This window comes from Bacteroidales bacterium (genome assembly GCA_016707785.1).
Taxonomy (GTDB): domain Bacteria; phylum Bacteroidota; class Bacteroidia; order Bacteroidales; family UBA4417; genus UBA4417.
In genome coordinates this window covers 18,650-43,408 of the sequence record JADJGZ010000032.1, presented here as the reverse complement: position 1 = coordinate 43,408, position 24,759 = coordinate 18,650, and the positions used below count along the sequence as shown (strand labels likewise).

The following is a 24,759-nucleotide window of genomic DNA, read 5'->3' as shown; positions in this document are numbered from 1 at the left end:
AGCTTTTCTTTTATTGTTAATTATTTAACAACTCCCCTGATAATTTCAATAATAAAATATACAAAACCATGGAAAAAAGCATCAAAGGAACCCGCACCGAGCAAAATCTGCTTAAGGCTTTTGCAGGTGAATCGCAGGCAATGAATCGCTATCTTTTCTTTGCAAAAGAAGCTAAGAAGGAAGGGTATGAACAAATTGCCGCTATTTTCGAAAAAACAGCCTGGCAGGAACAGCAGCATGCAAAACGATTTTTCAAATTCCTTGAAGGAGGTGAAGTGGAAATTACTGCATCCTATCCAGCCGGGATTATTGGCACAACAGCCGAGAACCTTAAAGCATCAGCTATGGGTGAAAATGAAGAGTGGACTTTGCTTTACCCGGAATTTGCAGAAATCGCAAAGGAAGAAGGATTTCCTGCTATAGCTGCCGCCTTTAAAATTATTGCAAAAGTTGAGGCTGAGCATGAAAAACGCTATCTCAAACTTCTAAAGAACATCGAAACAGGGGAAGTATTCAAAAGAGAAGAACCCACTCAATGGGAATGCCGAAATTGCGGATACATCCACGATGGGAAAAATCCTCCTGAGAATTGCCCGGCATGTCAGCATCCTAAATCTTATTTCGAAGAAAAATCAGAAAATTATTAATAGAATTTCACCTGCATATTAAAAATCCCGGATGATAGTTAATTTCAGCCGGGATTTTGCTTTTTTTAGTATATTTAGTAGTTATAATTTAAGAGGGCAATGTCATTCTCACGACAAATATTAATCCTCTTGCTGCTGGGCACTTTCAGTAGTAATATTCAACTTTTTGCCCAAAAGCTAACCTTCGACGGAGGACTGATTGCGGGTGTTTATGGCATTGATATGACAGGTGATAAGGAAGAATTCTGGGATTATAATTATGAGAAGTCAGGAATTCCCGGGTTTTCCGCCGGAGCATTTGCACGGACCAATTTTTCTCCTGATGTCTACGGGGTTTTGGAATTACGTTATGCTCAAAAAGGAACAACGTATGGTTATATCAACCAGTTTTTTACCCAGTCCTTTGAAACCATCAGATTTGATTACATAGAAATCCCCCTTTTATTTGGAACCAATAGTGTTTATCACTCTAAAAGCAAAAGTTTTGATTTCTCTATTGAAACCGGGTTTGCATTTTCCAAACTTTTTTCTTCCAGGATTAAATATGCAGAAATTGCAGGGCGACTCAATGGAGCATCTTTATATGGATTTAAAGATTATGACATTTCATGGATCGGGCAGGTAAAGTTTCCCTATTTCTTTGGTAATAACAACAAATTAGTCTTTGGTATCCGAATGGAAAGATCCCTGGCATCTATTCACAGAGATTATAAACTATACAATTTTACTTATGGGTTTGAGGTGAATTATGTACTCAAGAATTTGTAAAGCCACTTTATATCGATGCTGAATTGTTTCCCGATTCTGTCAACTTACTGAAAGTTAATCGTCTCATTATAATCAGTTTACTGTTGCATACCTTCCAGGAATGAGTATACAGATTACTACCTAACCTGCTTGCTATTATTTATATGACAGAAAAGGAATGTGTTCACATATTTAATATTACAATTATAAACCAATCTTCCCTGGAATTAATAAAGAATGGACATTATATATTTGTCCGAAAAAGACTCCTAAATCAGGCTTTATCTCCTATCCGGCTTCAGCATATATAGTATATTTGCCTCTATGAAGAATACTATGAAATCAAAGTTTCTGATCTTCACATTTCTATTATTTTCAGCCTGTCTTCAAATTCTTCAGGCCCAGGAAAATGATACCATTTCAAATTGGGATGGAATCACAGCCAACTGGATTACCTGGCCCGGCAGTATTCAGGTAGTCGATAACCCACAGCCAGGCGTCCTCAATCCTTCAGCCCTCAGTATCAAGGTCACTACTTCAACTGACCCTTACGACCTCATGCTGCTGGATCTGCCTTATATTGTAAGTTTTGACCAATATCCCAAATACCACATGCTCTGCTATCCTCCAGCCGAAGGAGGTGATGTAGTCCTGAAATTCGAAAATAACGATGTCTCAAGCTGGCAGGAAATAAGGGTTTCAGCATCAGGCGGACAATGGAACCTACTGGAATTCGATTTTACCGGATTACCCTACAACAACTTCACCCGTATGGTGATATTTTTCGATTTCCTGGGAACAACCGCCGGGAAAGAGTGGTATTTCGATGACATAACAAGGCAAAGTGCAGGACCTCTAATGCTTCAATCGAATCTGCCCATTGTAGTCATCAATACGTTTGGTACTGAAATCCCTGATGACCCAAAAATTACGGCACATATGGGAATCATCAGCAATGGGGAAGGGAATCTGAACACATTAGGAGATCCTTTTAATAATTATGATGGCAATATAGGGATTGAAGTACGCGGACAATCCACACAAATGTTCCCCAAAAAATGCTATGGTTTCGAAACACGCGACAACCAGGGTGAAAACCTAAATGTCTCTTTACTCGGATTACCCGAAGAGAATGACTGGATTTTATATGCTCCTTATACCGACAAAAGCCTGATGCGAAATGCCATTTCCTATGAAATCGGGCATCGCCTGGGTGAATACTGCACCCGCAATGTTTACTGTGAGCTGATAATCAACAATGACTTCAAAGGAATCTATATCCTCCAGGAGAAGATCAAAAAAGATGAAAACAGGGTTGACATCCCCAGCCTTAACCCGGATGAAATAACCGGTGATGACGTAACAGGTGGTTATATCCTGGCGGTTGATAAGCTACCCTGGGATTTCGAATATGGTGCTGATGGTTGGATTTCAGCTCCCAGTCCCTCCTACCCCAACGCTATGGATATCACTTTTCAGTATTATTATCCTGAACCTGAGGCAATTGTTTCCCAACAAAGAGAATATATTAAGAACTATGTTACCAATGCCGAAAAGGCACTGATTGGTCCTTCTTTTAAAGATCCGTCCAGTGGTTATCTAAAATATTTTGACGCCCCTTCTTTCATTGATTTTATGTTGCTTTCAGAGATTTCAAAGGAAGTAGACAAGTACCGCTATAGCACTTATTTTAATAAACATAAGGACAGTGATGGCGGTAAACTCTTTGCCGGTCCGGCCTGGGATTTCAACCTGGGTTATGGCAATGTAGATTATTGGCAACCTGGTGTTGAATATGCCGGTTGGTTGTATGAGCTCGTAAATCCATGGGATGCCAGCATTATGTTTTGGTGGAAAAGAATGATGGAAGATAGTTATTTCAGAAATCTTGCAAAAACCCGCTGGACAGCATTGCGCCTGGATAAACTAAGCAATGAGAACATTGATGCATTAATTGACTCAATCACTGAACTCACGGATTCAGCCCGTATCAGGAATTTTGAACGCTGGCCAATATTAGGCACGTACGTTTGGCCTAATTATAATTGGCAAGGAAATGATTATGAGGATGAGGTGGCTTATTTCAGAACCTACCTGATGAACCGTATCAATTGGATGGATCATAATATTGAAGGACAGGTATTGCATCCGGCAGCAGATATAATTGCTGAAGCAAATAAAATTACTTTCACCTTAAGAGGTGACTATTTCAGGCACCCAATCATAAAAAAGGGCAACTTCACCTTAAACGATGCTCCTGCAAACATAATAATTGAAGAAGTATTATATCTCAGTCCAACTACCTGCACGTTAACCCTTTCGGATAATGTTACCCCCTTTCCGGAAATCTCAGTTACTGTTGATAAGAAAATCATCAATACCTGGGAGGACCTGACCAGTAATAAATTAGCCACAGCTTCTGCTCCTGAGGCATTTAATCGGCAGTCAATAGAAGTATTTGTTTCCGGTGGCACAATCCATCTTCGCTGCTTTGAGCCTGGCTTCCTGCCACCATCAGCAAGCCTATATTCTATTACAGGTCAGAAGATAAGAGAATATGACCTTCAAAACATTACCGAAAACCTATTGCCAGGCCCTGCATTACCTGGGATATATATTTTAAGACTTGATAATAAGCATCAATCTTTTTCATATAAAATTATTGTTCATTAATTCATTCCGTCTTCATCCTTATAAAGTGAGCATTCATTCATAGAATCTTCCACTCTTAGAATTTTTTCTCAGAATTATTCCAGTTTTTAGGGTTCATCCGGATATACCATCTGATTCTCTCAAGTTCACCGGGGTTTCTGACAATCCGATCATAAAATCTGCCATGCCAGGCAAATTCTAATCCCATCTTATGCAGGCTATAAGATACTGCAGATTTATAGCTTCTAATGACAGCAGAAAGTGAGCCTTTTTTGGGTGAGATTTCCGACATGGCAATATTTTTGCCTTTCTCCCTCACAGGAAATAGCTTTTTCATCATTTCTGATTCCAGCTGAATAATAAATTCAATTTGATCAGCAGGTGTATCTGGTTCATCGATTTCAAATGCATTATCTGCTCCCTCGCTTGCTTCCTTAGAGAGTCCCTGTCCTGCCCCTGCCGGGAGCTTCCCGCTGCCTTGCATCCAAAGAGAAGATTCCGCTTTCCCTATCGAAGATCCTGCCTCCCTCCCTATCCGTAAGGACGTTTCCGATGCAACGTCCTTGCATCCCCCCCCCCCCCCCCCCCCCCCCCCCCCCCCCCGGATGGGGAGGAGGATGGAGAAGGAGCGGATGGAGAGGCAAATGCAGAGGAGGATAGAGAAGGAGATAAAGAAGGAGATAAAGAAGGAGATGGAGAGGAAGATTGGGAGGAAGATAGAGAAGAAGAAAGAGAGGAGGAAAGCGAGGATGATAATGAAAATGCCAATAAAGAAGATACGCCCTGATCTTGAAAATCAATTAAATATCCATTTCCCTCCTCAAATTCATATTCGGGAAAGGGATAAGGAAATTTTTCATTATTGCCTGAAGCATCTAAAATTCTTATAATCCCATGAATATGATTGGGCATTATAACAAATTCATCAAGCTGCACATTCTTGCTGTGTTCAGGAATTTGCATCCAAAATTGCTTTGCAAGCAGGCCTTCCTCCGAAAGCAAAATTTTTCCATTAATCACTTTCCCAAAAAAGTGTTCACTGTGCCTTGTGCAGAACGTCACAAAATAATATCCAGGTTGTCGGTAATCAAATCCTCTCATACGCGAGGATCGCCTATCAGGAAGTTTCCTATGATTAGACATAAAATATATAAATTTGATAATGAAATATTTAATACAATCTCTCTTCGAAATAAAGAAAAGTAAATATACTAAAAACGGAACAATGGGATCTAACCAGGTTTAGAAAAATTCCTATTTCACCTGACAAGAATAGCCTACATACAATATCGAAATACGGCTTTATTTCAGCACAATTATTACACTACGATTTGAAAAGCCTGTTGCTTCTATTTCCCGATCAAAGGGAGTAATCTCCGAACATCGTCGAGATTGAAGGAATACTCAAATCTGGCGAGATCGCACCCACTGCCGGAATCTATTGTCTTCTGACATTCTTCAAATTTCCGATTCAGATAATCCTTATTCTGTATTGAGCGAAGAGTTATAAACTGAATGGCTGATTTCGGAAGGTTCATATTCCAATATGCAGGATTTACCTTCATGATCCTTGGGAAAAGGCTATCCTGACCCTCAAATCCGGGAGCAACACTCACTCTGCTGATTCCACCTCCAAAATAGGCAGCTTTCTCCAGGTCTTCTGCTGCAATATCACCATACTCCTGATCATAATACTGTTTCAGATAGGCTGAGGCAACCGGATCTTTTTCTTTATTCAGTTCTGATTTAGCTGCATCAAATGCTTCCCCAACTGAAACAGGAATCCAGTAATCCGGCCTTAGAGGATCATATAATACAATACATTCATCTCCATAAATATCGATTCCGGGTTGAATAGTTTTCTTATTGAGTGGAACCGTAAAATAACATCTTTCACGATTGAAAAGATCGGATGAGAAACCTGAGCCTAATGGATTGACCATATTAATATAAACTGACCAACTGGGAGGTTCAATAGAATTAAAGACCACTTCCCCTTTTTTATTTTTGAAGAATGAACTAAACTCGAAACTGATGCGGGCTGGAACTCCATAACCGAATTTAGTATCTGAGAGCACAGTATATATTCTTGCCCTACCATTAAATCCTTTTATATCAGCAAGTACAGGATTCTTCCTTACAATATTTACAAGTTCAGTAATCCTGTTAAAATTGGCTGTCACAATTGCTTTGGAGAACCCATCTTCAGATCTGGCATAATCGGTTCGGTTAAGAATTTCGAATGTACCGGTTTTGTTTTTGAGCTCCTCATCTTTTAGGGTTTGAGCTGCTGCCAGTAATACCCAGGTCAATAATATGATTGTCAGACTAATTCTCATGGGAAGAGCTTTAATGGATCAATACATGATATTGATCTGAAAAATGTTCTATTATGAATTAAGTAACTCTTTTACACCGGGAAATTTATCACTATTTGCTTCCTTTTGACTAAAGAAACAACATGAATAATGTTTGCTAATCCAATTTGCATCTACTTAGATAATTTTTCCAGTGTGAAGTCATAGGTGATCGTTTCCATCTCATTGGTTATTGGATTCCTTCTTTTTATCGTATTATTTTGCTGAAGTATTTCATCAGTAGATTTACCCGGGAACGGACCGAGGATAACTTTCAGTGGTAATGTAATCTCCTTAGGTATCGACCGCGGATCAGAAGGAATATTATCACAGGTCCCCTCTGCTTTTTCATTCTCCTTTTCATACCCTCTTGCTGGTTTAGAGGTCCCTTTTGCTGTAAGAATATAAGTACCATCCTCAAGAAATTCAATTTCAATTCGCGTGTCATCCTGTTTATTGCCATTATAGCTACTCTCTGTTGAAAGGCCACTGCCTTCTACGTTGAAGGAATTTGTTCTTGTGTAAATCCTTCCCCCCTCCCGGCCTGACTGGCATTTATAACAACCGTTCTGAACCTCAAGACTGGATGATTCACTCAAGGTAAAGTTCATTGTTCCAATAGCCCTTGGAATTCCTTTGCGTTCCAGTTGCCACTCGCTATCCGCACGTTTGTTACTTGTTTCTTCCCTGCGATAGGTCTGATCCATCATATTGCAATACACTGCGTACTCTTGTTTTGTAACAGTGTCAAATTGTGAGTGTATGCTAAGGTTAACCGGACCGGTAAACGGGCAAATCTCAAATTTTGAGAGCATGTCGATAAGCCTTTTGGTTATTTCCTTACATCCTTCCGTTAATTCACCAAAGGTATTTCCACACCTGACCATGCCGGCATCCGCAATACAATCAATCTTTTTGTATTTGAAACATCTGGCAATAATTGCTATCCTCCCTTCTGTGTAGTCAATCATTCTAAGGTGTATCCAATAATCGTGAGCCAACTGATCACAGAAAGAAGGCAAATCACCCTCGAAATCCCCAATTAATGCACGAAAACGTAAGCTATCCAGTTTATTGACGATATCTGATTGCGTATTGATCTTGGCACAAGGAAATGCATCCTTCAGTTCATTAGCCACCAACCGGGCAAATGCATTTGCATATTTCTGGGATGTATCACCCATTGCCTGGTTGCATTCAATGAAGAAATGCGGCTTTTGGGCAAACAAACTAGTCATTGCAACAATAGCAAACAGAAGCAAAGTGAGTGTTGTTTTTTTCATTGTGTAAGAATATTACATCCGGGTAAAGCTTGTTGTATCAGACCAATTTCAGATTCAGAAATTTCAGTTTGTGCTACACCAAGCTTCTGGAGCTTTTTCAAAGGACTTACAATTGGCAATAGTTGTGTAACAGGGTTAACATCAACATAAAGGACCTTTAGGTCAGATAACCCCGCAATTGAGGAGGGGAGTTGATGCAAGTTATTATTCAACAGGTTTAAGATGGTGAGTCCCTTAAAATTGCCCACCTGAGCAGGCAAACTTGTGACAGATGGTCCGAAATTCAGAATATAGAGTTCAGTAAGCTGGTAGTTTTCTGCATTACGGAGAATCTGATCAAGATCCACTGCTGTTCCTTTCTGTTCACAGGTAATAATTAATCTTTTAATCCCACGAAAAACCGGCATCTGATCAATAATTACCTGTACATGAGGCATTGACATATTAATGGTCAGATCGGGCATTGAATCGCGCCAGACGGGGTTCTTGATAGTAGGGTCTTCATCCTCTTTATACTCTTCTACTATTTCTACCCTCAGCGGCTCTGCAAGGTCTATTTTTGATTCGTCTCCTGTCCTTGCAATCTTCCACATCTGGTTCCAGAGTTGCATTTGATACTCCACATTCTCCTTAAGTTTTTCTTCATATTTTTCCCCGCTACCGGCATCTTGTGGGACCTGTTGCCTGGCTCCAATCATCATCATTTGTTTGGATAGCTCGGTAATCTTTGCATTGGCAGAATCCGCTGCAGCCTTGTCCGACCAATTGGTTTCATGCATAATCTTACCCATCTCCTTTTTTAGCTCTGTTGCCGACTTGGCTGGTTGCTGTGCTGCAGAATCCAGAACCAACAAGATGATTATCAAAAAAATGTGGAATCTCATATAGAAAAAGATTGAACTGGTGCAGATTTGTGCATGAATATACTTATTCACTTCTATCCCCTTTTTCTCCAATACCATAAATAGTCTCAGCATGATAAAACTTGAAAATACCAGATTCCAGACCAGCATAATAATCTATTATCGAAAGAGCAAATATACCTGGCTTATAATCAGGATTCCTGACGCCTGTTTGTGATTCTGTCACCTGGTTTGAAACCACATCCAGTTCATGATAGGTGTCAAGTGAAGTCATCAGATAGTTCCTGAAATCGTAAACAATCTTTTGGTAATCCGGTGAAAAACGATAACAATATGCCTTTTTCATCTGATTCATTTGTTCGTAAATTGACTCTGCACAGCCGTCGCTTTCACAATCATCGATTTCCTTATACATTCTGTTGAATTCCCGGCTCATCTGAGCATTGGCAGTATCAGCAAGCACTTGAAGAGTATCAAGCTGCTGGAAATATTTACTTTCTGCAGCCCTGATCTTTTCAATCAGAAATTTTTGCTCTGACATGAGATCATATTGATCTTTATACCGTTTCTGATCTTCCTGGTTTTTTTGAGGGTTTGCCATGGCATCTGCCATCATCATTGTTCCATACCCCTGGGCCCAGCTTTTCTGAGCTGAAGTATCCATTTCAGCCAATTTCTTAAAATCATTAACATCCATGCCCATTTTATCCATCAACATCTGATTGGCAATCGCCATCTTCTCTTCTTCACTCATTTTATCAGCATTCTTCAGTTTTTGAGCATCCTCTTTAGAATAGCCCTGCTGTCCGAGCATGCTCTCCTGATCTGATCTTCATTATTTTCCATAAACTTTTCCTGGGCTTCTTTTAGGCGACTAATATCATCACTGAGTGTATTTCGAAAATCACTCATTTCTTTATGGAAAGCTCTGATATTAGCAGTATCAGCATCAGTCATCTCACAGCTGTTCCCCTTATACCTTGGGACACTTGCCAGGTACATTTCCGGGCTTTGCTGGCTGAATAAAAAAGTTCCGGATAAAACCAGGAATGGAAAAATTATCGTTCTTTTCATATTAATTGTATTTAAGCATCGGATTTCACTCAAAAGCTTATTTCTTGTATAATGAGAACCCAATTTTTGTAACCAATGGGAACACTTAGAGTATTGCTTCCTGAAAACAGAACGAAACCTGCCAGATAGCCAATAAGGACTGGTCCGGATGAAACATTTCCTGGGTAAATTGATTAATGGCTGGAAATCCATCTATTCTCAGGCACCGTATTTATAAAAAACTGCATCGTTTTTGGGCGTCCAGACTGTATCTGTATCATTGACTCTTTCATTCCAGAAATCTACATCTGTTGCGACCGTTCCTTCTATTAAAGTATCAAGTTCACCTTGCCATGTACCACGAATATCCAGAGACATGGTTTCGCTGATCAATGTGCCATCGCTGGCAAATGTTTTTGCCTTGAAAGTTATTTTATAGTTATCGGCTGGTTCAATAGAAATTATTACGAGTTTCCCCAGATTTCCCAGGTTGGTTCTGTAAAACAAGATATCACCTGCCTTAAGAAGTAAGCCTGTTGCATCTGAAATACCAATGCCTGCTGAAGTCAAGGAATTCTCATTACTTTTAATGTCGGCATATGTGATCTCATCATATTTTTTGATGGTGTTACCGGAATCTTCCTCTTTTTTACATCCGGTAATCAGGACAATAGAAATGATCAATGATAAAAATAAGGTAAATCTCCCCTTACTTCTGGATGAATGTGTTTTCATATGAGTATTTTTGAATGGTATGGATTATTAATCTATAATTATAACTTAATAAACTCAACTCTCCGATTCAATGCTTTGTTAGCCGGAGTATCATTTGGTGCCACAGGCTGCGACTCTCCCATTCCATCGGTAACCAAACGATCACCATTTACATTGAAGGATTTAACAAGTTCACTCTTTACAGAAGCGGCTCTCCGTTTTGACAGATCCAGGTTGGCTGCATCCTGTCCATCGGCATCTGTATGGCCAACAATCTTTACCTTAACATCCGGTACTTCATTTAAAATCTTTGCAATCTCCTTCAGAGTCCCGTATGACTCTGGTTTTACAATGTCTTTGTTCACATCAAAATAAATCCCGTATGTCACCAGCTTACCTTCAGTGAGCAACTTGTTTCGTATATCAGGTGATGCAGATGTTACCTTGATATTAGTGATGTAGGAACTGCATGAAGCACCGCGGAACAGGTTAAAACCCAGACGGGTAAATTTACTGTCCTCATAAAGATTGGTAGGCATATCCAATACCTTCTCTCCTGCATGATAGATGCGGACACGACGGCCCTGAACCCAAATGATCACATGGTTCACCTTCTCTTCCTTCACAGGATTAAGGTCCGATGTCCCCCTGATCTTCTGTTGACCGGCCTTAAGGCCTTCTGCTTCCCATCCGTTTTTTGAAACCGCAACAATCAGTCCTGTCTTACAGTTGTATGGATCACTCATCTCCTTGAAACTGTTTTCTCCATACAATGCAACTCCAACAGCATAACGGCCTCCTGCCTTTTTAGGAACAACATCAAATTCAACAATAAAATTTTTTGGAAAATCAATCGGCTTAAGGAACCACCAGTTACCCTCGGTGGCATTAAGATTAAGCCAGTTACCTGGTGCAATATTCAAAGTATTAACTTCTCCAGATTTGTTGGTTGTCCATAAAGCTGGAAAGTCACCAACTGCATCCTGGCTGAAATCTTCGTATAACAAGACTTTATCACCAGGCACAAAATCATATTTTGAGTATGATTGTAGGGAAGGATTATCTGAAGCAGTCTCTTTTCCTGCAGTCTTTACTTCTGCCCCTGAGCCGCTGGCCTTAGTTTTATCCTCAGTTTTTGGCTTCTCATCAGGTTTTTTCTCACCTTTAATTCCTTTTCAATCTCATCAAGACCTTTGTCAATCCCGCGGTCAATCTTGTTATTCACTCGATTATTTACTTTCGTTTCAACTTTACGGCCAATATTGATTTGTGCATTGATGGAGTTCATGCTCAACATCAGTAAAATCACTACCAGGAGACTAAGAATCTTTTTCATGGGACATGTTTAAAATGTTTGAAAGAACATAAGGCTTGATGATGTAAATTTATACCTGTGCTTCATCTTCAATATCCCTGTAAAAAGGGATTTTTACCCTTAAATATCATACTATTTTTGTAATGAATTCATACCCATGACAATAAGATTTGCCTTTGTAAGATTTATCCTGGCTTTTGGTATAGGGCTCACTTCCTTTATGATGGCTAGTGCTGCCAATATAGACTCTATCACAAAGCAACTCGATCGCATACTAAGCAATAAACAAAACTTTAAAGGAGAAAGGTTCAGACAATCTTCAACCTACCAGGAGGATACTTTAGCCATTGGTGAACTGGAACGAAAAATAGCCTTTTACCGCAAAAACAATCATGATTCTCTTTACCTATACACAATTGCCCTTGTAAATAAGGCTCTGCTGACGGAGGATCCCCGGAATATCGCAAATTCTCTCCAAAAACTTGGCAGGTACTTTATCCTTAAAGAGGACTATAGCATTGCCATCAAATGCTACCTTCAAAGCTTACGAATTGAGGAAAAGAGAAACAACCCCGGTGGAATGGCTGACTTGTATGACGAACTTGGAATCATATATTACTACCAGGAGATCTTCGGAAAATCATTGAATTATCTTACCAAAGCGCTGAAACTATATGAAAAACTTAATGATAGCTTTGGCATTGCAAAAACTTACTCTCACCTGGGAAATTTGCATAGCAGCCGGGAATTCTGCGAAACAAGAAATAAACCACAGAAACTTACTGACTTCACTTTAGCCCTTGATTATTACGAAAAATCAATCAGTATCTGCCAAAGGTTGAAATTCCAGCCCCTTATTGTGAATGGCTGGGAAAACCTGGCTGCTGTTTACAATAAATTAGAGAAGCCTGACAAAGCACTGCCATTTCTATTAAAGGCAAAAGAATACCACAATCTTCATAATGACCCCAATAAATTGTCGGGAACCATACTAAACCTTGGAAGGACCTACAGAAGATTAAAAAAGTATGACGCATCCATCTTATGCTTCAAGGAGTGCCTGAAAATATCAAAAAAGAACAATTTTACCGATGGGATTCAATACCTCTACGAATCAATGGCTCAAACCTATGCCGAGTTCGGCGACTACCGGAATGCCTATGAGAACTACCTGATATACAAAACCATCCGCGACTCACTCTTTACTCAGGAAAAGGCCAGGAATCTCTTTGAAGTAGAAACTAAATACCAAACAGAGAAAAAAGAAAAGGAAATCCTGAAACTGAATGCTGAACAACGGAAGAAAAATACAATTCTGGTGTCCCTGGCTGCATTTATAGTTATTGCAAGTGTTTTCGTTTATTTCATTCTTAAGAATACCAGGAATAAAAAAATCATAACAGAACAGTTATTAAAAATCAAAGAGCAAAAAATCCAGGATCTTGAACGGGAGCGTCAACTTATTGCAACTAAATCTGTTCTGCAGGGAGAAGAAGCAGAACGAAGCCGCATGGCAAGGGACTTGCATGATGGGCTGGGGGGATTATTATCAAGTGTTAAAATCAATCTTTCTTCTATGAAAGGGAATTCAATCATCAGTAATGAAAATGCTGACGCCTTCGAAAATGCCATTCGTTTATTGGATCATTCCATCACGGAACTGAGAAGGGTCGCCCATAATATGATGCCCGAAACCCTGGTGCATTATGGACTCAAAACTGCTATTTCTGAATTTATTCAGCGAATGGGTACTCAAAAAGAAGTTAGCATTAACTTTAGCTTCTTTGGTGATGATCTCCGATTTCCTTCGGAATTGGAAATTACCCTTTTTCGAATCGGGCAGGAATTGGTGAACAACGCCATCAAACATTCTTCAGCAGATATAATCTCAATTCAGTTCTTCTCCGAAGAAAAAAGACTTTGCCTTCAGGTGCTTGATAATGGAAAAGGATTCGATTCCCATGCAGGAACTGAAGGGAAAGGACTGGTCAGCATAAAGAATAGGGTCGATTCCTTCAACGGAAAATTTGATATCTGGAGTAAAACAGGTGAAGGAACCGAAGCCACCGTTGAATTTTTACTATCTTAGCCTTGGATTCAGCTTCCAATGCCAGATTATGAATAGGAAAGCCCTTATTGTTGAAGATCATCCGATTGTAAGTAAGAGTATCTCCGACTTTATCCAATCATCCATCCGGAATATTGAATGCCACCCGGTCACGAATGGCCGTGATGGACTGGCATACCTGAATGGGAATAAACCTGATATTATCCTGCTTGATATCAATCTGCCTGATATGAATGGAATTGAATTTTGTCAGCAGGCTAAGTCACGATTTCCCGGATTGAAAATCCTTGTTTTTACCTCCATTGAACAAAGACATGTGATCGAGCAAATGATGCAAATGGGCGTACAGGGATTCATTCTGAAAAGTGCCGATACCGAAGAAATTACAGAGGCAATTCAACAGGTTATTAACAATAGTACCTATTATAGCAAAAACGTTACTGATATCCTCCATAGTAACGCCTCTCAGTCAACCGATAAAATTTTACTTACCCGCCGTGAAACTGAAATTTTAAGGCTCATCGCTGATGGACTTACCAACCAGGATATTGCAGAAAAACTTTTTATCAGTGCCTGGACAGTGGATAGCCACAGAAAAAACTTATTAGTAAAATTCAACGCCCGAAATACTGCTATTCTCATTAAAACAGCAGCAGGAATGGGCCTTCTGGATTACTAACAGTAACTCATGATCCTAATTAATGGAGTTCGCTGAAGTTCTTGGAATTCTGATACATGAATTCCTCAGCTTTTTCAACCATTTTTCTTGAGCCAATAAATAATGGGGAACGCTGATGGATATCATAAGGCTCAATATCCAGGATAGGTGTAAAACCATCTGATGCCTTCCCTCCCGCCTGTTCAATGATATATGCCATTGGGGCACATTCATACAGCAACCGTAATTTCCCTACAGGATTCTTTTGGTTACCCGGATAAATAAAAATCCCCCCACGAAGCATATTCCTGTGTACATCCGCTACCAGTGAACCGATATAACGGGTGTTATATGGGCGATTCGTGGATTTATCATCTACCTGGCAATATTTGATATACTTTTTAACTCCATCAGGGAAATAGATATAATTAGCCTCATTAATAGAATATATATTCCCATCTTCAGGGATTTTCATATCCGGATGTGATAGGAAAAACAGTCCGACGGATGGGTCATAAGTGAATCCATTTACACCATTCCCTGTGGTATAAACCAGGATGGTTGAACTGCCATAAATCACATATCCGGCTGCCACAATATTCCGACCGTTTTGTAAAAGATCATCCACACTGGCAGATGAACCGGATGGTGATTTTCTTTTATAAACAGAAAAGATGGTTCCGATCGGAACATTCACTTCAATATTGCTTGAACCATCTACAGGGTCCATAGCTACTACATAATCTCCTTTTTGGGAATAGGCATTTCCAAAAATGATCAGGTCTTCATTTTCTTCCGATGCAATAGCTGCACATTGCCCACCATGTTTAAGTGCATTTATAAACTGATTATTGGCATAAACATCCAGTTTTTGCTGATCCTCCCCCTGGATATTGGTAGTTCCATACAACCCATTGATATCAGCCAGTCCGGCAATACGGATTTCACGATTTACAATTTTAGCCGCAATTGTAATATCGTTAAGTAATCGCGTAAATTCTCCGGTAGCACCAGGATATTCAGTTTGCTTATCGTTGATGAATTCTACTAAGGTTTTCATAATAATGGTGTTATATTAGTCTTGAATAAGGTCAGTACTCTGGCAGAATGGCTAACGATAACCAATCCTTCACTTGTTAACAAATATATTAATTTTGCGATATAAGAAGTCAAAAAGATGAAAGTATTCAAATTCGGAGGTGCTTCGGTTAAAGATGCAGATGCTGTTAGAAACGTTGCTCTGATCCTGAAGAATTATCAGCATGATGATCTGGTTATCATAGTTTCAGCTATGGGGAAAACCACTAATGCACTGGAAAAGGTTCTCTCTGACTGGTTCAGCCAGGACGAAATGAAACAACAACATTTGGAAGAGATCTTTGAATACCATCTGAATATTATGCATGAACTCTTTCATGATGGGCAACACCCTGTTTTTTTCAAGTCAGGACTGCTATTTGGCGAACTGGAAGGGCATCTGAGTTCATCGGCAACCCTGGGTTATGATTATCAATATGACCAGGTGGTTTCGTTTGGTGAACTGCTAAGCACATTAATAGTAAGCGAATTCCTGGCTGCCGAAGGGTTTAATTGCCGGTTGCTGGATGCCAGGGAACTAATCCGAACTGATGATACGTGGCGGGAGGGAAAAGTTGATTGGGAAATTACATCTCAATTGATTAAAAACCAATTGCAGAAGACTTCTGAAAAGGATACTCAACCTCCCCTGATGTCAGTAACCCAGGGATTCATAGGAGCTACTGAACAAGGACACACAACAACCCTTGGCAGAGAAGGCAGCGACTATACTGCAGCGATTTTCTCCTATGTCCTGAATGCTTCTGAAATGACTGTATGGAAAGATGTACCTGGTATTCTCAATGCTGACCCTAAATACTTTGACGACACTGTACTGATAAAGGACATCTCCTATCGCGAAGCCATTGAACTAACCTACTACGGTGCATCTGTCATCCACCCAAAAACCATCAAACCTCTTCAAAACAAGAACATTCCACTGTTTATCAAGTCCTTTATTGATTCAACAAAAACCGGGACAGTCATTCAGCAGGGTACTATCAATGATCACCTGATTCCATCCTTTATATTCAAGGTTAACCAGGTGCTGATTTCTATCTCACCCAGGGATTTTTCGTTTATTGACGAACAGAATCTGAGCGATATCCTGGCTATTTTTGCCTCCCGGAATATCCATATTCACCTGATGCAGAACTCAGCTCTCAGCTTCTCAGTATGTGTCGATTATAATGAACGTCGTTTAAATGAGCTGTTTCAGTTACTTGAAAAAGACTTCAGGGTCCTGTTCAACACCGGGCTGGAGTTAATCACGATCAGGCATTACGACCAGGCTACTATTGACAGGGTAATGGCCGATGGAAAAGAGATTCTTCTTGAAATGCGTTCCCGCATCACTGCTCAGTTTGTGGTAAAACCCATCTTATAAAAATATAACTGATCAGGAAGAAAAGAATTTAAACTGAATCTTGATAGGTTTGCAAAGCAAAGCTGAATAGATTCTTTAATACTAAGCATGTTCCGTATTAGATCGTTCGCAATCTTATTCAGCCGAGGTTAATTGCCCCAAACCTGACAGGTTTCGAAAACCTGTCAGGTTTAGGTTCAAGTCTAACCTTATTGGAAGTATTTTCTTACTTTTGCTGCCGAAAAAATCAGCAGGGAATAATGTTCATTCCCTCAAAAGAAATTATTCCTATGAAAGGTTCAATCCTCATTCTCGCCGGTGGCGGTCCTGCTCCCGGCATCAACACTGTGATCAGCTCTGTAGCAAAAGTTTTCCTTCGTGATGGATATCGTGTTATCGGTCTTCATGATGGTTACCGTAACCTCTTTATGGATAACCCCTCTACGGTGGATATCGATTTCGAAATGGCCGACAGGGTATTCAGCATGGGAGGTTCAATGCTTCGTATGAGTCGCTATAAACCGGCTGACCTCGAATTTAAAACCAATTTCTTTGTTAAGAATGATGTGAAACTGTTAGTAACTATTGGGGGTGACGATACCGCTTCTACTGCAAACAGGATATCCAAATTCCTTACTGAACGAAAATTCCCCATCCAGAATATACATGTTCCTAAAACCATTGATAATGACCTGCCCTTACCGGAAGGACAGCCTACTTTTGGTTACCAGAGCGCGAAACAGGAAGGGGTGCGCATCGGACGTACCATTTATGAAGATGCACGCACTTCCGGAAACTGGTTTGTAGTATCAGCCATGGGACGTGAAGCTGGCCACCTGGCCTTCGGAATCGGGGCAGCCTGTCATTACCCAATGATTGTGATCCCGGAAATGTTTAATAATACCAAAGTTACTCTGGATAAAATCACAAGGCTGATTATCTCCTCTATCATTAAACGTAAGATCTTAGGTATTCCATACGGTGTCGCAATTGTTAGTGAAGGGGTATTCCATTTTATGAGCGATGATGAAATTGAAGCCTCCGGTATCCAGTTCACATACGATGAACACGGCCACCCTGAATTGGGCACTGTAAGTAAAGCTCACATTTACAATATGCTGCTTCAAATTCGTTTGAAACAGCTTGGTATTGATGTTAAAAGTCGTCCGGTTGAAATGGGTTATGAACTTCGTTGTATCCAGCCTACCGCATTCGACCTTCTATATTGCAGTCTCCTGGGCATTGGCGTAAAACGTCTTTTTGATGAAGGACTGACCGGCTGTATGGTCACTTCAGATCCTACAGGTGACATTTTCCCTCTTTTCCTTAAAGATGTTGAAGACTCTCATGGAAAAGTAAGAACAAGAATGGTTAGTATGGAAAGCCAGAAGTCGAAAATGGTGTTCTTCGATTCCATTCAATACATCACATCCGAGGATTATACCGCAGCAAAGAAGTACCTGAAAAATCCGGAAGATTTTGATTTCAAGAAGATTCTGGAGTGGTAATTTTATTGGAACAAGTTTGAAAGAAATCCGTAAATTGGCTTTCTTTAATCCTCTTTTATTGACGCGAGACTAGGGAAATATGTGGACAACACTCGTGAGGATCATTCTTCGTAACAGGCCTGCCATACTTGCAGGTATTGCTATCATTACCATTTTTATGGGGTGGAAAGCCACTTCAGTTAAAATGTCATATGACAATGCAAGGATGTTACCTGTTTCTGATACTGCATACCAGGAATATGAGAACTTCAGGAAACAGTTTGGGGAAGATGGTAATGTACTTGTGATTGGGGTCATCAATCCAAAGATGTTCGAAGTAAATGAATTGAATGCCTGGTTCGACCTATCGGAGAAAATTAAGAAAACCGATGGAATACAGGAAGTAGCATCAATCACCAGGGCTGTCAGCGTGATCAAAAATGATAGCCTGCGTAAATTCGAATTTCTTCCCCTGGTCACAAAACGGCTATCATCTCAGGCGGAAGCTGATAGTCTTAAAGAAAAAATTCTGGGACTCCGTTTTTACCAGGGACTTCTTTATAATCCCGAAACACACGCTTACCTGATGGCTGTCACCCTCGATAAGAAGAGGCTGAATGATAAAAGCAGGCAGGTACTTGTTCAGAAAATCAATGATGATGCATTAGCCTACAAAGCCAGTACCGGTCATGAACTCCACATCTCCGGGCTACCTTATATCCGTTCCAAAATGATGGAGAAGATTAAGGATGAATTAATCCTCTTTATTTTTCTCTCTATTGGTGTTGCTACCCTAATCCTTTTTCTCTTCTTCCGATCTTTTAAAGTTGTAGTCAGTTCTCTCATTGTTGTCACTATCAGTATTTTGTGGGCTGTTGGACTGATCGCGCTTTTTGGATTTAAAATAACCATCCTTACTGGTGTAATACCTTCGCTTACAGTAATAATAGCCATAGAGAATTGCATTTATATCCTGAATAAGTATCATTGGGAGTTCCGGGCACATGGAAACCAGGCAAAAGCCCTCTCCAGGGTGGTACAGCGCATTGGATTTGCATCACTCATGGTCAATACTGCAACTGCTATTGGATTTGCAGCGTTCATCCTTGTTTCTAACCAGCTTTTAAGGGAATTTGGTATTATCACTGCGATTAGTATAATGCTCGAATATGTACTCTGCATCACACTTTTACCTATTATCTTCAGCTATCTTTCTCCTCCGGGGGAAAAACATGTGGCTCACCTGGATAACAAAATATTCGGCGGCATACTTGATTATATCTTATATCTTGTTCAGTATAAGAGGAAAATCATTTATATCGTTGCAGGTATTCTACTGTTGATTGGCATTGTTGGTTTAATGCAGATGAAGACTTCAGGTAAAGTAGTCGATGACCTCCGAAAATCAGATCCAATCTATGTAGATCTTAAATTTTTTGAGAAGAATTTTGGCGGTGTAATGCCCTTTGAGATTTCCATTGACACCAGGAAGAAAAAAGGTGTCATGAAATTGTCTACGATTCAAAAGATTGATGAATTACAGGACACGGTAATGGCTTTTGGAATCTTTTCAAAACCGCTGTCAATAGCAGAACTTGTAAAGTTTGCAAAACAGGCTTACTTCAATGGCAACCCTGATCGGTATTCCTTACCTAACTCCCAGGAAAAGAATTTTGTGCTATCTTATTTCCCAACCCGAACTGAAGGAAAAATAGAAGTGATGCACTCTTTCATTGATAGCTTGCAGCAAAAAACAAGGATCAGTTTCCAGATGGCTGATGTTGGTACCAAAGAATTGAACAGGGTTATGTCGCAACTCAGACCAAAAGTAGACAGCATTTTTAATCCTGCTCAGTATGACGTTGTGGTTACAGGGAATAGTGTAGTCCATGTCAGGGGTACTGAATTTCTCATCAGCCACCTGTTTCAGAGCGTTTTGATCGCAATCATTTTCATATCACTCCTGATGGCATTAATGTTCTCAAGTTTCAGGATGATAGTGGTTTCTATGTTGCCTAATATAATCCCACTTATTATTACCGCAGCTATCATGGGTTTCGCAGGAATACCTATTAAACCATCCACAATTATTGTTTTTAGCATTGCTTTAGGGATTTCTGTGGATAACGCTATTCAGTATTTGTCGAGATACCGGCATGAGTTGAAGAAAACAGGAAATGATATTAAGAAGTCAGCGCTGAATGCCCTTAGAGAAGCAGGTTTTAGCATGATCTACACATCTATTGTACTCGTTCTTGGCTTTAGTGTATTTATCGTATCAGAATTTGGTGGAACACAAGCATTGGGGATATTAATTTCAACCACCTTATTTATTGCCATGTTTTTTAACATGGTAGTATTGCCGTCATTATTACTCTCCCTGGATAAGCGCCTGGTTACCAAAGCTTTTAAATCTGAGCCCTTAATCGAAATCTACGATGGTGACGAGAATAATAACAATGCTGAACAAACAGCTCAATAGCATTGATATTTCTTATCTTTACGACTAAGAAGCATTCATTTGATCATTATAATCTGAAAACCATGAAAGGAATCATTCTAGCCGGTGGCTCTGGCACCCGTCTTCACCCTCTTACACTTGCTATGAGCAAGCAGATGATGCCCATCTATGATAAACCCATGATTTATTACCCATTATCCGTGCTTATGATGGCAGGAATCAGGGATGTATTGATCATCAGTACGCCACATGACCTCCCTGGTTTTGAACGGCTTTTGGGAGATGGCAGCAGTCTTGGCTGTTCAATTCATTATGCTGTGCAGCATCAACCGAATGGACTAGCCCAGGCATTTGTAATAGGGAAAGACTTCATTGGAAATGATAAAGCTTCTTTGATCCTGGGGGATAATATCTTTTATGGTACCGGCATCCAGAAGTTATTGTCCGAATGCAATGATCCCGATGGAGGTGTTGTATTTGCCTACCATGTTTCAGATCCTGAACGATATGGAGTTGTTGAGTTTGATGAAGCAAAAAAAGCTATTTCCATTGAGGAAAAACCGGCGAAACCTAAATCTAATTATGCGGTGCCTGGTTTATATTTTTATGATAATTCTGTAGTTGATGTAGCAAGCAATATTAAGCCCAGTGCCCGGGGTGAATATGAAATTACCGATGTAAATAAGTATTATCTCGAACAGGGAAAACTCAAAGTGGGTATTCTAAGCAGGGGCACAGCCTGGCTGGATACAGGAACTTTCGCATCCTTACTGCAGGCATCTCAATTTGTTCAGGTAATTGAAGAGCGGCAAGGCCTGAAAATTGGCTGTATCGAAGAAGTGGCCTATCGGATGGGGTTCATCAACAGAAACCAACTTGAAATCATAGCCCAACCCCTAATCAAAAGTGGCTATGGAACTTACCTTCTTAACCTGCCAGATATTGATTGATCCTCTTTATGCATTCAATTGAATCCTTACAATCAAAGATCAGCAGGGCTTTTGATGAGCTGAATTTCCCATCTGCACCCATCGAATTATACGAACCTGTTGACTACACCCTTAAATTGGGTGGTAAAAGGCTCAGGCCTCTTCTGGTTCTCGCCGCTTGCGACCTTTTTGGAGGTAATCCTGATGAAGCATTAAATGCAGCCATAAGCATTGAACTCTTTCACAACTTTACACTTTTACATGATGACTTGATGGACCAGGCCCCTCTTCGCAGGGGTAAAGAAACGGTCTATAAGAAATGGAATGCCAATATCGCAATCCTCTCAGGGGATACAATGTTTGCCCTGGCTAATCAATACATGCTGAAATCCCGTAATGATGTCAGTCCTATTTTGCTCGGCCTTCTCAATGCCACTGCAATCGAAGTGTGTGAAGGGCAACAATATGACATGAACTTTGAGTCCCGCACTAATGTAAGTCTTCATGAATATATTGAAATGATAAGGCTGAAGACTGCAGTATTACTGGCTGCTAGCCTTAAAACCGGTGCAATAATAGGCGGAGCTGATCCGGATCAGGCAAACAAGCTTTATGGTTTTGGGATTAATATCGGGCTTGCTTTCCAATTGATGGATGACCTTCTGGATGTTTATGCTAAAGAGGATAAATTCGGAAAGCAATGTGGGGGCGATATCATTTCTGGCAAGAAAACCTTTCTCATATTAAAAGCTCTGCAACTATCTTCTGCTCAGAAAGCCATTGAACTTCAGAATCTTTATCAATCTTCTGACCTCGCTGATGCTGAGAAAGTGAGCCTGGTAAAAGAAATATTTAATGAATTGAATATCTACCAGTATACAAGGGATGAAATCAATTCATATTGGGAAAAAGCACTAAAATCCATGCAGATTCAGGGTCTGGCACCCGAAAACACAACAACACTGCTGACTTATTGTGCAGCCTTGATGGATAGGGAATATTAAATACTACATATTCACCCTTCACTACTGAAACATATTAACCTTCCTGGCTTTTTTTAAGCAATTCCATTTCATCATGGAGTGAAGCCCATTCTTCCATCTTCCCTTCCAGTCGTGACTTTAATTCCTGGTATTCCTTATAGAGTATGGAAGATTTCAAAGCATTTATATGACTCTCCGGATCTGCTAATAAAAGGTCATGCTTTTTGATTTCAGACTCTATATTCGAAATTTCAGATTCTACTTTTTCAACCTTTGATGCAACCTTACGAACTTCTTTATCCTGCTGCTTCCTGCGCTCATAATTCAACTTATTATCAGAAGATGCACTATCACCCTCTAAAGGCCTTGCAGCAAGTTTGCGGGCTTCCAGCTCTTTCAAACTGGCTAATTTTCTTGCCTGAAGGAAGTCAAACACATCTCCCAGCCAGACTTTTATCCCTTTATTTTTAAATTCAAATACCTTATCGGTTAATCCTTGAAGAAAATCCCTGTCATGAGAAACTACGATCAATGTTCCATCGAATTTTAACAATGCATTTTTCAGGATATCCTTACTGATCATATCAAGATGGTTAGTAGGCTCATCCAATACCAGTAGATTAACCGGTTTAAGCAGTAATCGCGCAAGAGCAAGGCGGGCTTTTTCACCGCCCGATAAAACCTTAACTTTTTTATCAATGGCTTCCGAACCGAAAAGAAAACTTCCCAGAATAGCCCTGACTTTTGGCCGCATATCTCCAACGGCCACATCATCTATTGTCTGAAAAACGGTCTTTTCCGGGTCCAGTAACTCTGCCTGGTTTTGAGCATAATACCCAATAACAACATTGTGTCCAAGCCTGCAGATACCTTCGTGATCAAGGTTCCCTATAATAATCCGGGCCAAGGTAGTTTTACCTTCTCCATTCCTTCCAACAAAAGCTACAAAATCACCTTGCTCGATAATATACTCCAGATTTTTCAGAACTTGTTTCTCGCCATATTTTTTTGACAATTGCCTGGCTTCAATTACAACTTTTCCGGACCTGGGGGCCGGTGGAAAGACAAAGTGAATGGCTGAACTATCAATGTCATCAACTTCAACTCTATCCATTTTCTCCAGCAACTTCACCCTGGATTGAACCTGCCGGGCCTTAGTGGATTTATATCTGAAACGATCAATAAAACGTTCAATTTGCGCAATCTGACTTTGCTGATTATCAAAAGCAGCTTTTTGTTGCTCCATTTGCCCTGCTCTCAACTCCACATATTCAGAGTATCCGGCTTTGTAATCATAAATCCTTGCATTCATAATCTCAACCGTCCTTGTAGTAACATTATCAAGGAAAGTTCTATCATGTGAAACCAAGACAACTGCTCCTCGGTAATTAATCAGAAAGTCTTCAAGCCATTGAATGGATTCAATATCCAGGTGGTTGGTAGGCTCATCAAGAAGAATAACGTCCGGACTTCTAAGTAAAATCTTAGCCAGCTCAACCCTCATCTGCCAACCACCGCTGAAAGTACTCATTGGACGGTTAAAATCCTCGGGTTCAAAACCTAATCCTTTCAAAACCTTTTCAGCACCTTCCTGCATCATATGACCACCAATCAGGTGGAACCTATCATTTACATCATTAAAACGATGCAGTAATTTTTCATAGGATTCAGAATGATAATCAGTCCGCTCAGCCAGTTCAGCGGTATAATTTGTAATTTGATCCTGCAGTTTTAAAGCTTCTTCAAAAGCAGTCATTGTTTCTTCTATGACTGACAGCTTACTTCCGGATGCCATTTCTTGTGGCAGGTAACCAACAGTATTGCCAGATGGGCTTGCGATGGTTCCGGTTTCAGGTTCCATTTCCCCACAAAGAACTTTAAGTAAAGTAGTTTTTCCTGTACCATTTCTTCCAACTAACCCAATGCGGTCACGATCATTGATTAGAAATGAAACATTTTCGAAGAGGTAATCCCCGGTAAAATGAACAGAAAGATTATTGATTGAGATCATGGTACAAAGGTAGCTTTTTCAATAGAAATGAAAAGTAAGAAGAGAACCGGCAAGAAGATAATTAATGAAAAGAATCCATAACACAATA

The 24,759-nt window shown here is 40.1% G+C and carries 22 protein-coding genes; 11 read left to right on the top strand and 11 right to left on the bottom strand.

From position 1 onward, the window contains the following. Positions 1-68: 68 nt before the first annotated feature. The 3 genes from IPH84_15640 (at position 69) to IPH84_15630 (ending at position 4,067) form a co-directional block, all read left to right on the top strand. Complete coding sequence (locus IPH84_15640) at positions 69-647, top strand: rubrerythrin family protein (GenBank protein ID MBK7174619.1); 579 nt, start codon at positions 69-71, stop codon at positions 645-647. Between the two features lie 99 nt (positions 648-746). Continuing rightward, positions 747-1,415, top strand: coding sequence for an outer membrane beta-barrel protein (locus IPH84_15635; protein ID MBK7174618.1), 669 nt, complete (start codon positions 747-749; stop codon positions 1,413-1,415). A 315-nt stretch (positions 1,416-1,730) separates the two neighbouring features. After that, a complete protein-coding gene (locus IPH84_15630) occupies positions 1,731-4,067 on the top strand; it encodes a CotH kinase family protein (protein MBK7174617.1) in 2,337 nt (778 codons plus the stop codon). 55 nt (positions 4,068-4,122) lie between these two features. Here IPH84_15630 and IPH84_15625 read toward each other — a convergent pair whose 3' ends face one another. Further along, entirely contained in the window at positions 4,123-4,530 is a 408-nt protein-coding gene (locus tag IPH84_15625; GenBank protein ID MBK7174616.1) for a hypothetical protein, read from the bottom strand. Positions 4,531-4,663: 133 nt separating this feature from the next. Between IPH84_15625 and IPH84_15620 the strand changes: the two genes are divergently transcribed. Then, positions 4,664-4,936, top strand: a complete 273-nt coding sequence (locus IPH84_15620) for a hypothetical protein (protein ID MBK7174615.1) — start codon at positions 4,664-4,666, stop codon at positions 4,934-4,936. Between the two features lie 459 nt (positions 4,937-5,395). Here the strand turns inward: IPH84_15620 and IPH84_15615 are convergent, their stop codons facing one another. The 8 genes from IPH84_15615 to IPH84_15580 all read right to left on the bottom strand — a co-directional run bounded on the left by IPH84_15615 (position 5,396) and on the right by IPH84_15580 (position 11,652). Next, entirely contained in the window at positions 5,396-6,385 is a 990-nt protein-coding gene (locus IPH84_15615) for a hypothetical protein (GenBank protein MBK7174614.1), read from the bottom strand. A 152-nt stretch (positions 6,386-6,537) separates the two neighbouring features. Further along, positions 6,538-7,686 (bottom strand): hypothetical protein, encoded by a 1,149-nt coding sequence (locus tag IPH84_15610; protein MBK7174613.1) that lies wholly within the window; start codon positions 7,684-7,686, stop codon positions 6,538-6,540. Beyond that, positions 7,683-8,570 (bottom strand): hypothetical protein, encoded by an 888-nt coding sequence (locus tag IPH84_15605; GenBank protein MBK7174612.1) that lies wholly within the window; start codon positions 8,568-8,570, stop codon positions 7,683-7,685. The genes IPH84_15610 and IPH84_15605 overlap by 4 nt, the downstream gene beginning before the upstream one ends. A 43-nt stretch (positions 8,571-8,613) precedes the next feature. Next, positions 8,614-9,363 (bottom strand): hypothetical protein, encoded by a 750-nt coding sequence (locus IPH84_15600; protein MBK7174611.1) that lies wholly within the window; start codon positions 9,361-9,363, stop codon positions 8,614-8,616. Further along, positions 9,318-9,623 (bottom strand): hypothetical protein, encoded by a 306-nt coding sequence (locus tag IPH84_15595; GenBank protein MBK7174610.1) that lies wholly within the window; start codon positions 9,621-9,623, stop codon positions 9,318-9,320. Before IPH84_15595 ends, IPH84_15600 begins: the two co-directional genes overlap by 46 nt. Before the next feature lie 198 nt (positions 9,624-9,821). Further along, positions 9,822-10,337 (bottom strand): hypothetical protein, encoded by a 516-nt coding sequence (locus IPH84_15590; GenBank protein ID MBK7174609.1) that lies wholly within the window; start codon positions 10,335-10,337, stop codon positions 9,822-9,824. Between the two features lie 38 nt (positions 10,338-10,375). Continuing rightward, a complete protein-coding gene (locus IPH84_15585) occupies positions 10,376-11,341 on the bottom strand; it encodes an OmpA family protein (GenBank protein ID MBK7174608.1) in 966 nt (321 codons plus the stop codon). A gap of 65 nt (positions 11,342-11,406) precedes the next feature. After that, positions 11,407-11,652 (bottom strand): hypothetical protein, encoded by a 246-nt coding sequence (locus tag IPH84_15580; GenBank protein ID MBK7174607.1) that lies wholly within the window; start codon positions 11,650-11,652, stop codon positions 11,407-11,409. Between the two features lie 136 nt (positions 11,653-11,788). Here IPH84_15580 and IPH84_15575 point away from each other — a divergent pair, with 136 nt between their 5' ends. Then, positions 11,789-13,720, top strand: a complete 1,932-nt coding sequence (locus tag IPH84_15575; GenBank protein ID MBK7174606.1) for a sensor histidine kinase — start codon at positions 11,789-11,791, stop codon at positions 13,718-13,720. 28 nt (positions 13,721-13,748) lie between these two features. Then, on the top strand, positions 13,749-14,378 hold the full coding sequence (locus IPH84_15570; protein ID MBK7174605.1) for a response regulator transcription factor: 630 nt from the start codon (positions 13,749-13,751) through the stop codon (positions 14,376-14,378). Between the two features lie 19 nt (positions 14,379-14,397). On the opposite strand, the gene fbp is transcribed toward IPH84_15570, so the two are convergent. Beyond that, positions 14,398-15,417 (bottom strand): class 1 fructose-bisphosphatase, encoded by a 1,020-nt coding sequence (gene fbp, locus IPH84_15565; protein ID MBK7174604.1) that lies wholly within the window; start codon positions 15,415-15,417, stop codon positions 14,398-14,400. Between the two features lie 117 nt (positions 15,418-15,534). Between fbp and IPH84_15560 the strand changes: the two genes are divergently transcribed. The 5 genes from IPH84_15560 to IPH84_15540 all read left to right on the top strand — a co-directional run bounded on the left by IPH84_15560 (position 15,535) and on the right by IPH84_15540 (position 22,681). Then, a complete protein-coding gene (locus IPH84_15560; GenBank protein ID MBK7174603.1) occupies positions 15,535-16,821 on the top strand; it encodes an aspartate kinase in 1,287 nt (428 codons plus the stop codon). A gap of 269 nt (positions 16,822-17,090) precedes the next feature. Further along, positions 17,091-18,308: a 6-phosphofructokinase gene (locus tag IPH84_15555; protein ID MBK7174602.1), complete on the top strand. Its 1,218-nt coding sequence runs from the start codon at positions 17,091-17,093 to the stop codon at positions 18,306-18,308. Between the two features lie 79 nt (positions 18,309-18,387). Then, the gene (locus IPH84_15550) at positions 18,388-20,769 is read left to right on the top strand and encodes an MMPL family transporter (protein MBK7174601.1); all 2,382 of its coding nucleotides are present in this window, start codon (positions 18,388-18,390) and stop codon (positions 20,767-20,769) included. A gap of 62 nt (positions 20,770-20,831) precedes the next feature. Beyond that, positions 20,832-21,698 carry a glucose-1-phosphate thymidylyltransferase RfbA gene (rfbA, locus tag IPH84_15545; protein ID MBK7174600.1) on the top strand — a complete coding sequence of 289 codons (867 nt, stop codon included), beginning with the start codon at positions 20,832-20,834 and terminating at the stop codon, positions 21,696-21,698. 8 nt (positions 21,699-21,706) lie between these two features. Further along, complete coding sequence (locus tag IPH84_15540) at positions 21,707-22,681, top strand: polyprenyl synthetase family protein (protein ID MBK7174599.1); 975 nt, start codon at positions 21,707-21,709, stop codon at positions 22,679-22,681. Between the two features lie 34 nt (positions 22,682-22,715). On the opposite strand, the gene IPH84_15535 is transcribed toward IPH84_15540, so the two are convergent. Continuing rightward, on the bottom strand, positions 22,716-24,671 hold the full coding sequence (locus tag IPH84_15535) for an ABC-F family ATP-binding cassette domain-containing protein (protein MBK7174598.1): 1,956 nt from the start codon (positions 24,669-24,671) through the stop codon (positions 22,716-22,718). Positions 24,672-24,759 lie beyond the last annotated feature (88 nt).

Coding starts and splice junctions, on each gene's coding strand:
- IPH84_15595 (MBK7174610.1), bottom strand. CDS start 9,623: ATGAAAAGAACGATAATTTTTCCATTCCTGGTTTTATCCGGAACTTTT.
- IPH84_15555 (MBK7174602.1), top strand. CDS start 17,091: ATGAAAGGTTCAATCCTCATTCTCGCCGGTGGCGGTCCTGCTCCCGGC.
- rfbA (MBK7174600.1), top strand. CDS start 20,832: ATGAAAGGAATCATTCTAGCCGGTGGCTCTGGCACCCGTCTTCACCCT.
- IPH84_15580 (MBK7174607.1), bottom strand. CDS start 11,652: ATGAAAAAGATTCTTAGTCTCCTGGTAGTGATTTTACTGATGTTGAGC.
- IPH84_15560 (MBK7174603.1), top strand. CDS start 15,535: ATGAAAGTATTCAAATTCGGAGGTGCTTCGGTTAAAGATGCAGATGCT.
- IPH84_15615 (MBK7174614.1), bottom strand. CDS start 6,385: ATGAGAATTAGTCTGACAATCATATTATTGACCTGGGTATTACTGGCA.
- IPH84_15640 (MBK7174619.1), top strand. CDS start 69: ATGGAAAAAAGCATCAAAGGAACCCGCACCGAGCAAAATCTGCTTAAG.
- IPH84_15570 (MBK7174605.1), top strand. CDS start 13,749: ATGAATAGGAAAGCCCTTATTGTTGAAGATCATCCGATTGTAAGTAAG.
- IPH84_15590 (MBK7174609.1), bottom strand. CDS start 10,337: ATGAAAACACATTCATCCAGAAGTAAGGGGAGATTTACCTTATTTTTA.
- IPH84_15635 (MBK7174618.1), top strand. CDS start 747: ATGTCATTCTCACGACAAATATTAATCCTCTTGCTGCTGGGCACTTTC.
- IPH84_15575 (MBK7174606.1), top strand. CDS start 11,789: ATGACAATAAGATTTGCCTTTGTAAGATTTATCCTGGCTTTTGGTATA.
- IPH84_15610 (MBK7174613.1), bottom strand. CDS start 7,686: ATGAAAAAAACAACACTCACTTTGCTTCTGTTTGCTATTGTTGCAATG.
- IPH84_15535 (MBK7174598.1), bottom strand. CDS start 24,671: ATGATCTCAATCAATAATCTTTCTGTTCATTTTACCGGGGATTACCTC.
- IPH84_15625 (MBK7174616.1), bottom strand. CDS start 4,530: ATGCAAGGCAGCGGGAAGCTCCCGGCAGGGGCAGGACAGGGACTCTCT.
- IPH84_15600 (MBK7174611.1), bottom strand. CDS start 9,363: ATGCTCGGACAGCAGGGCTATTCTAAAGAGGATGCTCAAAAACTGAAG.
- IPH84_15605 (MBK7174612.1), bottom strand. CDS start 8,570: ATGAGATTCCACATTTTTTTGATAATCATCTTGTTGGTTCTGGATTCT.
- fbp (MBK7174604.1), bottom strand. CDS start 15,417: ATGAAAACCTTAGTAGAATTCATCAACGATAAGCAAACTGAATATCCT.
- IPH84_15630 (MBK7174617.1), top strand. CDS start 1,731: ATGAAATCAAAGTTTCTGATCTTCACATTTCTATTATTTTCAGCCTGT.
- IPH84_15620 (MBK7174615.1), top strand. CDS start 4,664: ATGGAGAAGGAGCGGATGGAGAGGCAAATGCAGAGGAGGATAGAGAAG.
- IPH84_15540 (MBK7174599.1), top strand. CDS start 21,707: ATGCATTCAATTGAATCCTTACAATCAAAGATCAGCAGGGCTTTTGAT.
- IPH84_15550 (MBK7174601.1), top strand. CDS start 18,388: ATGTGGACAACACTCGTGAGGATCATTCTTCGTAACAGGCCTGCCATA.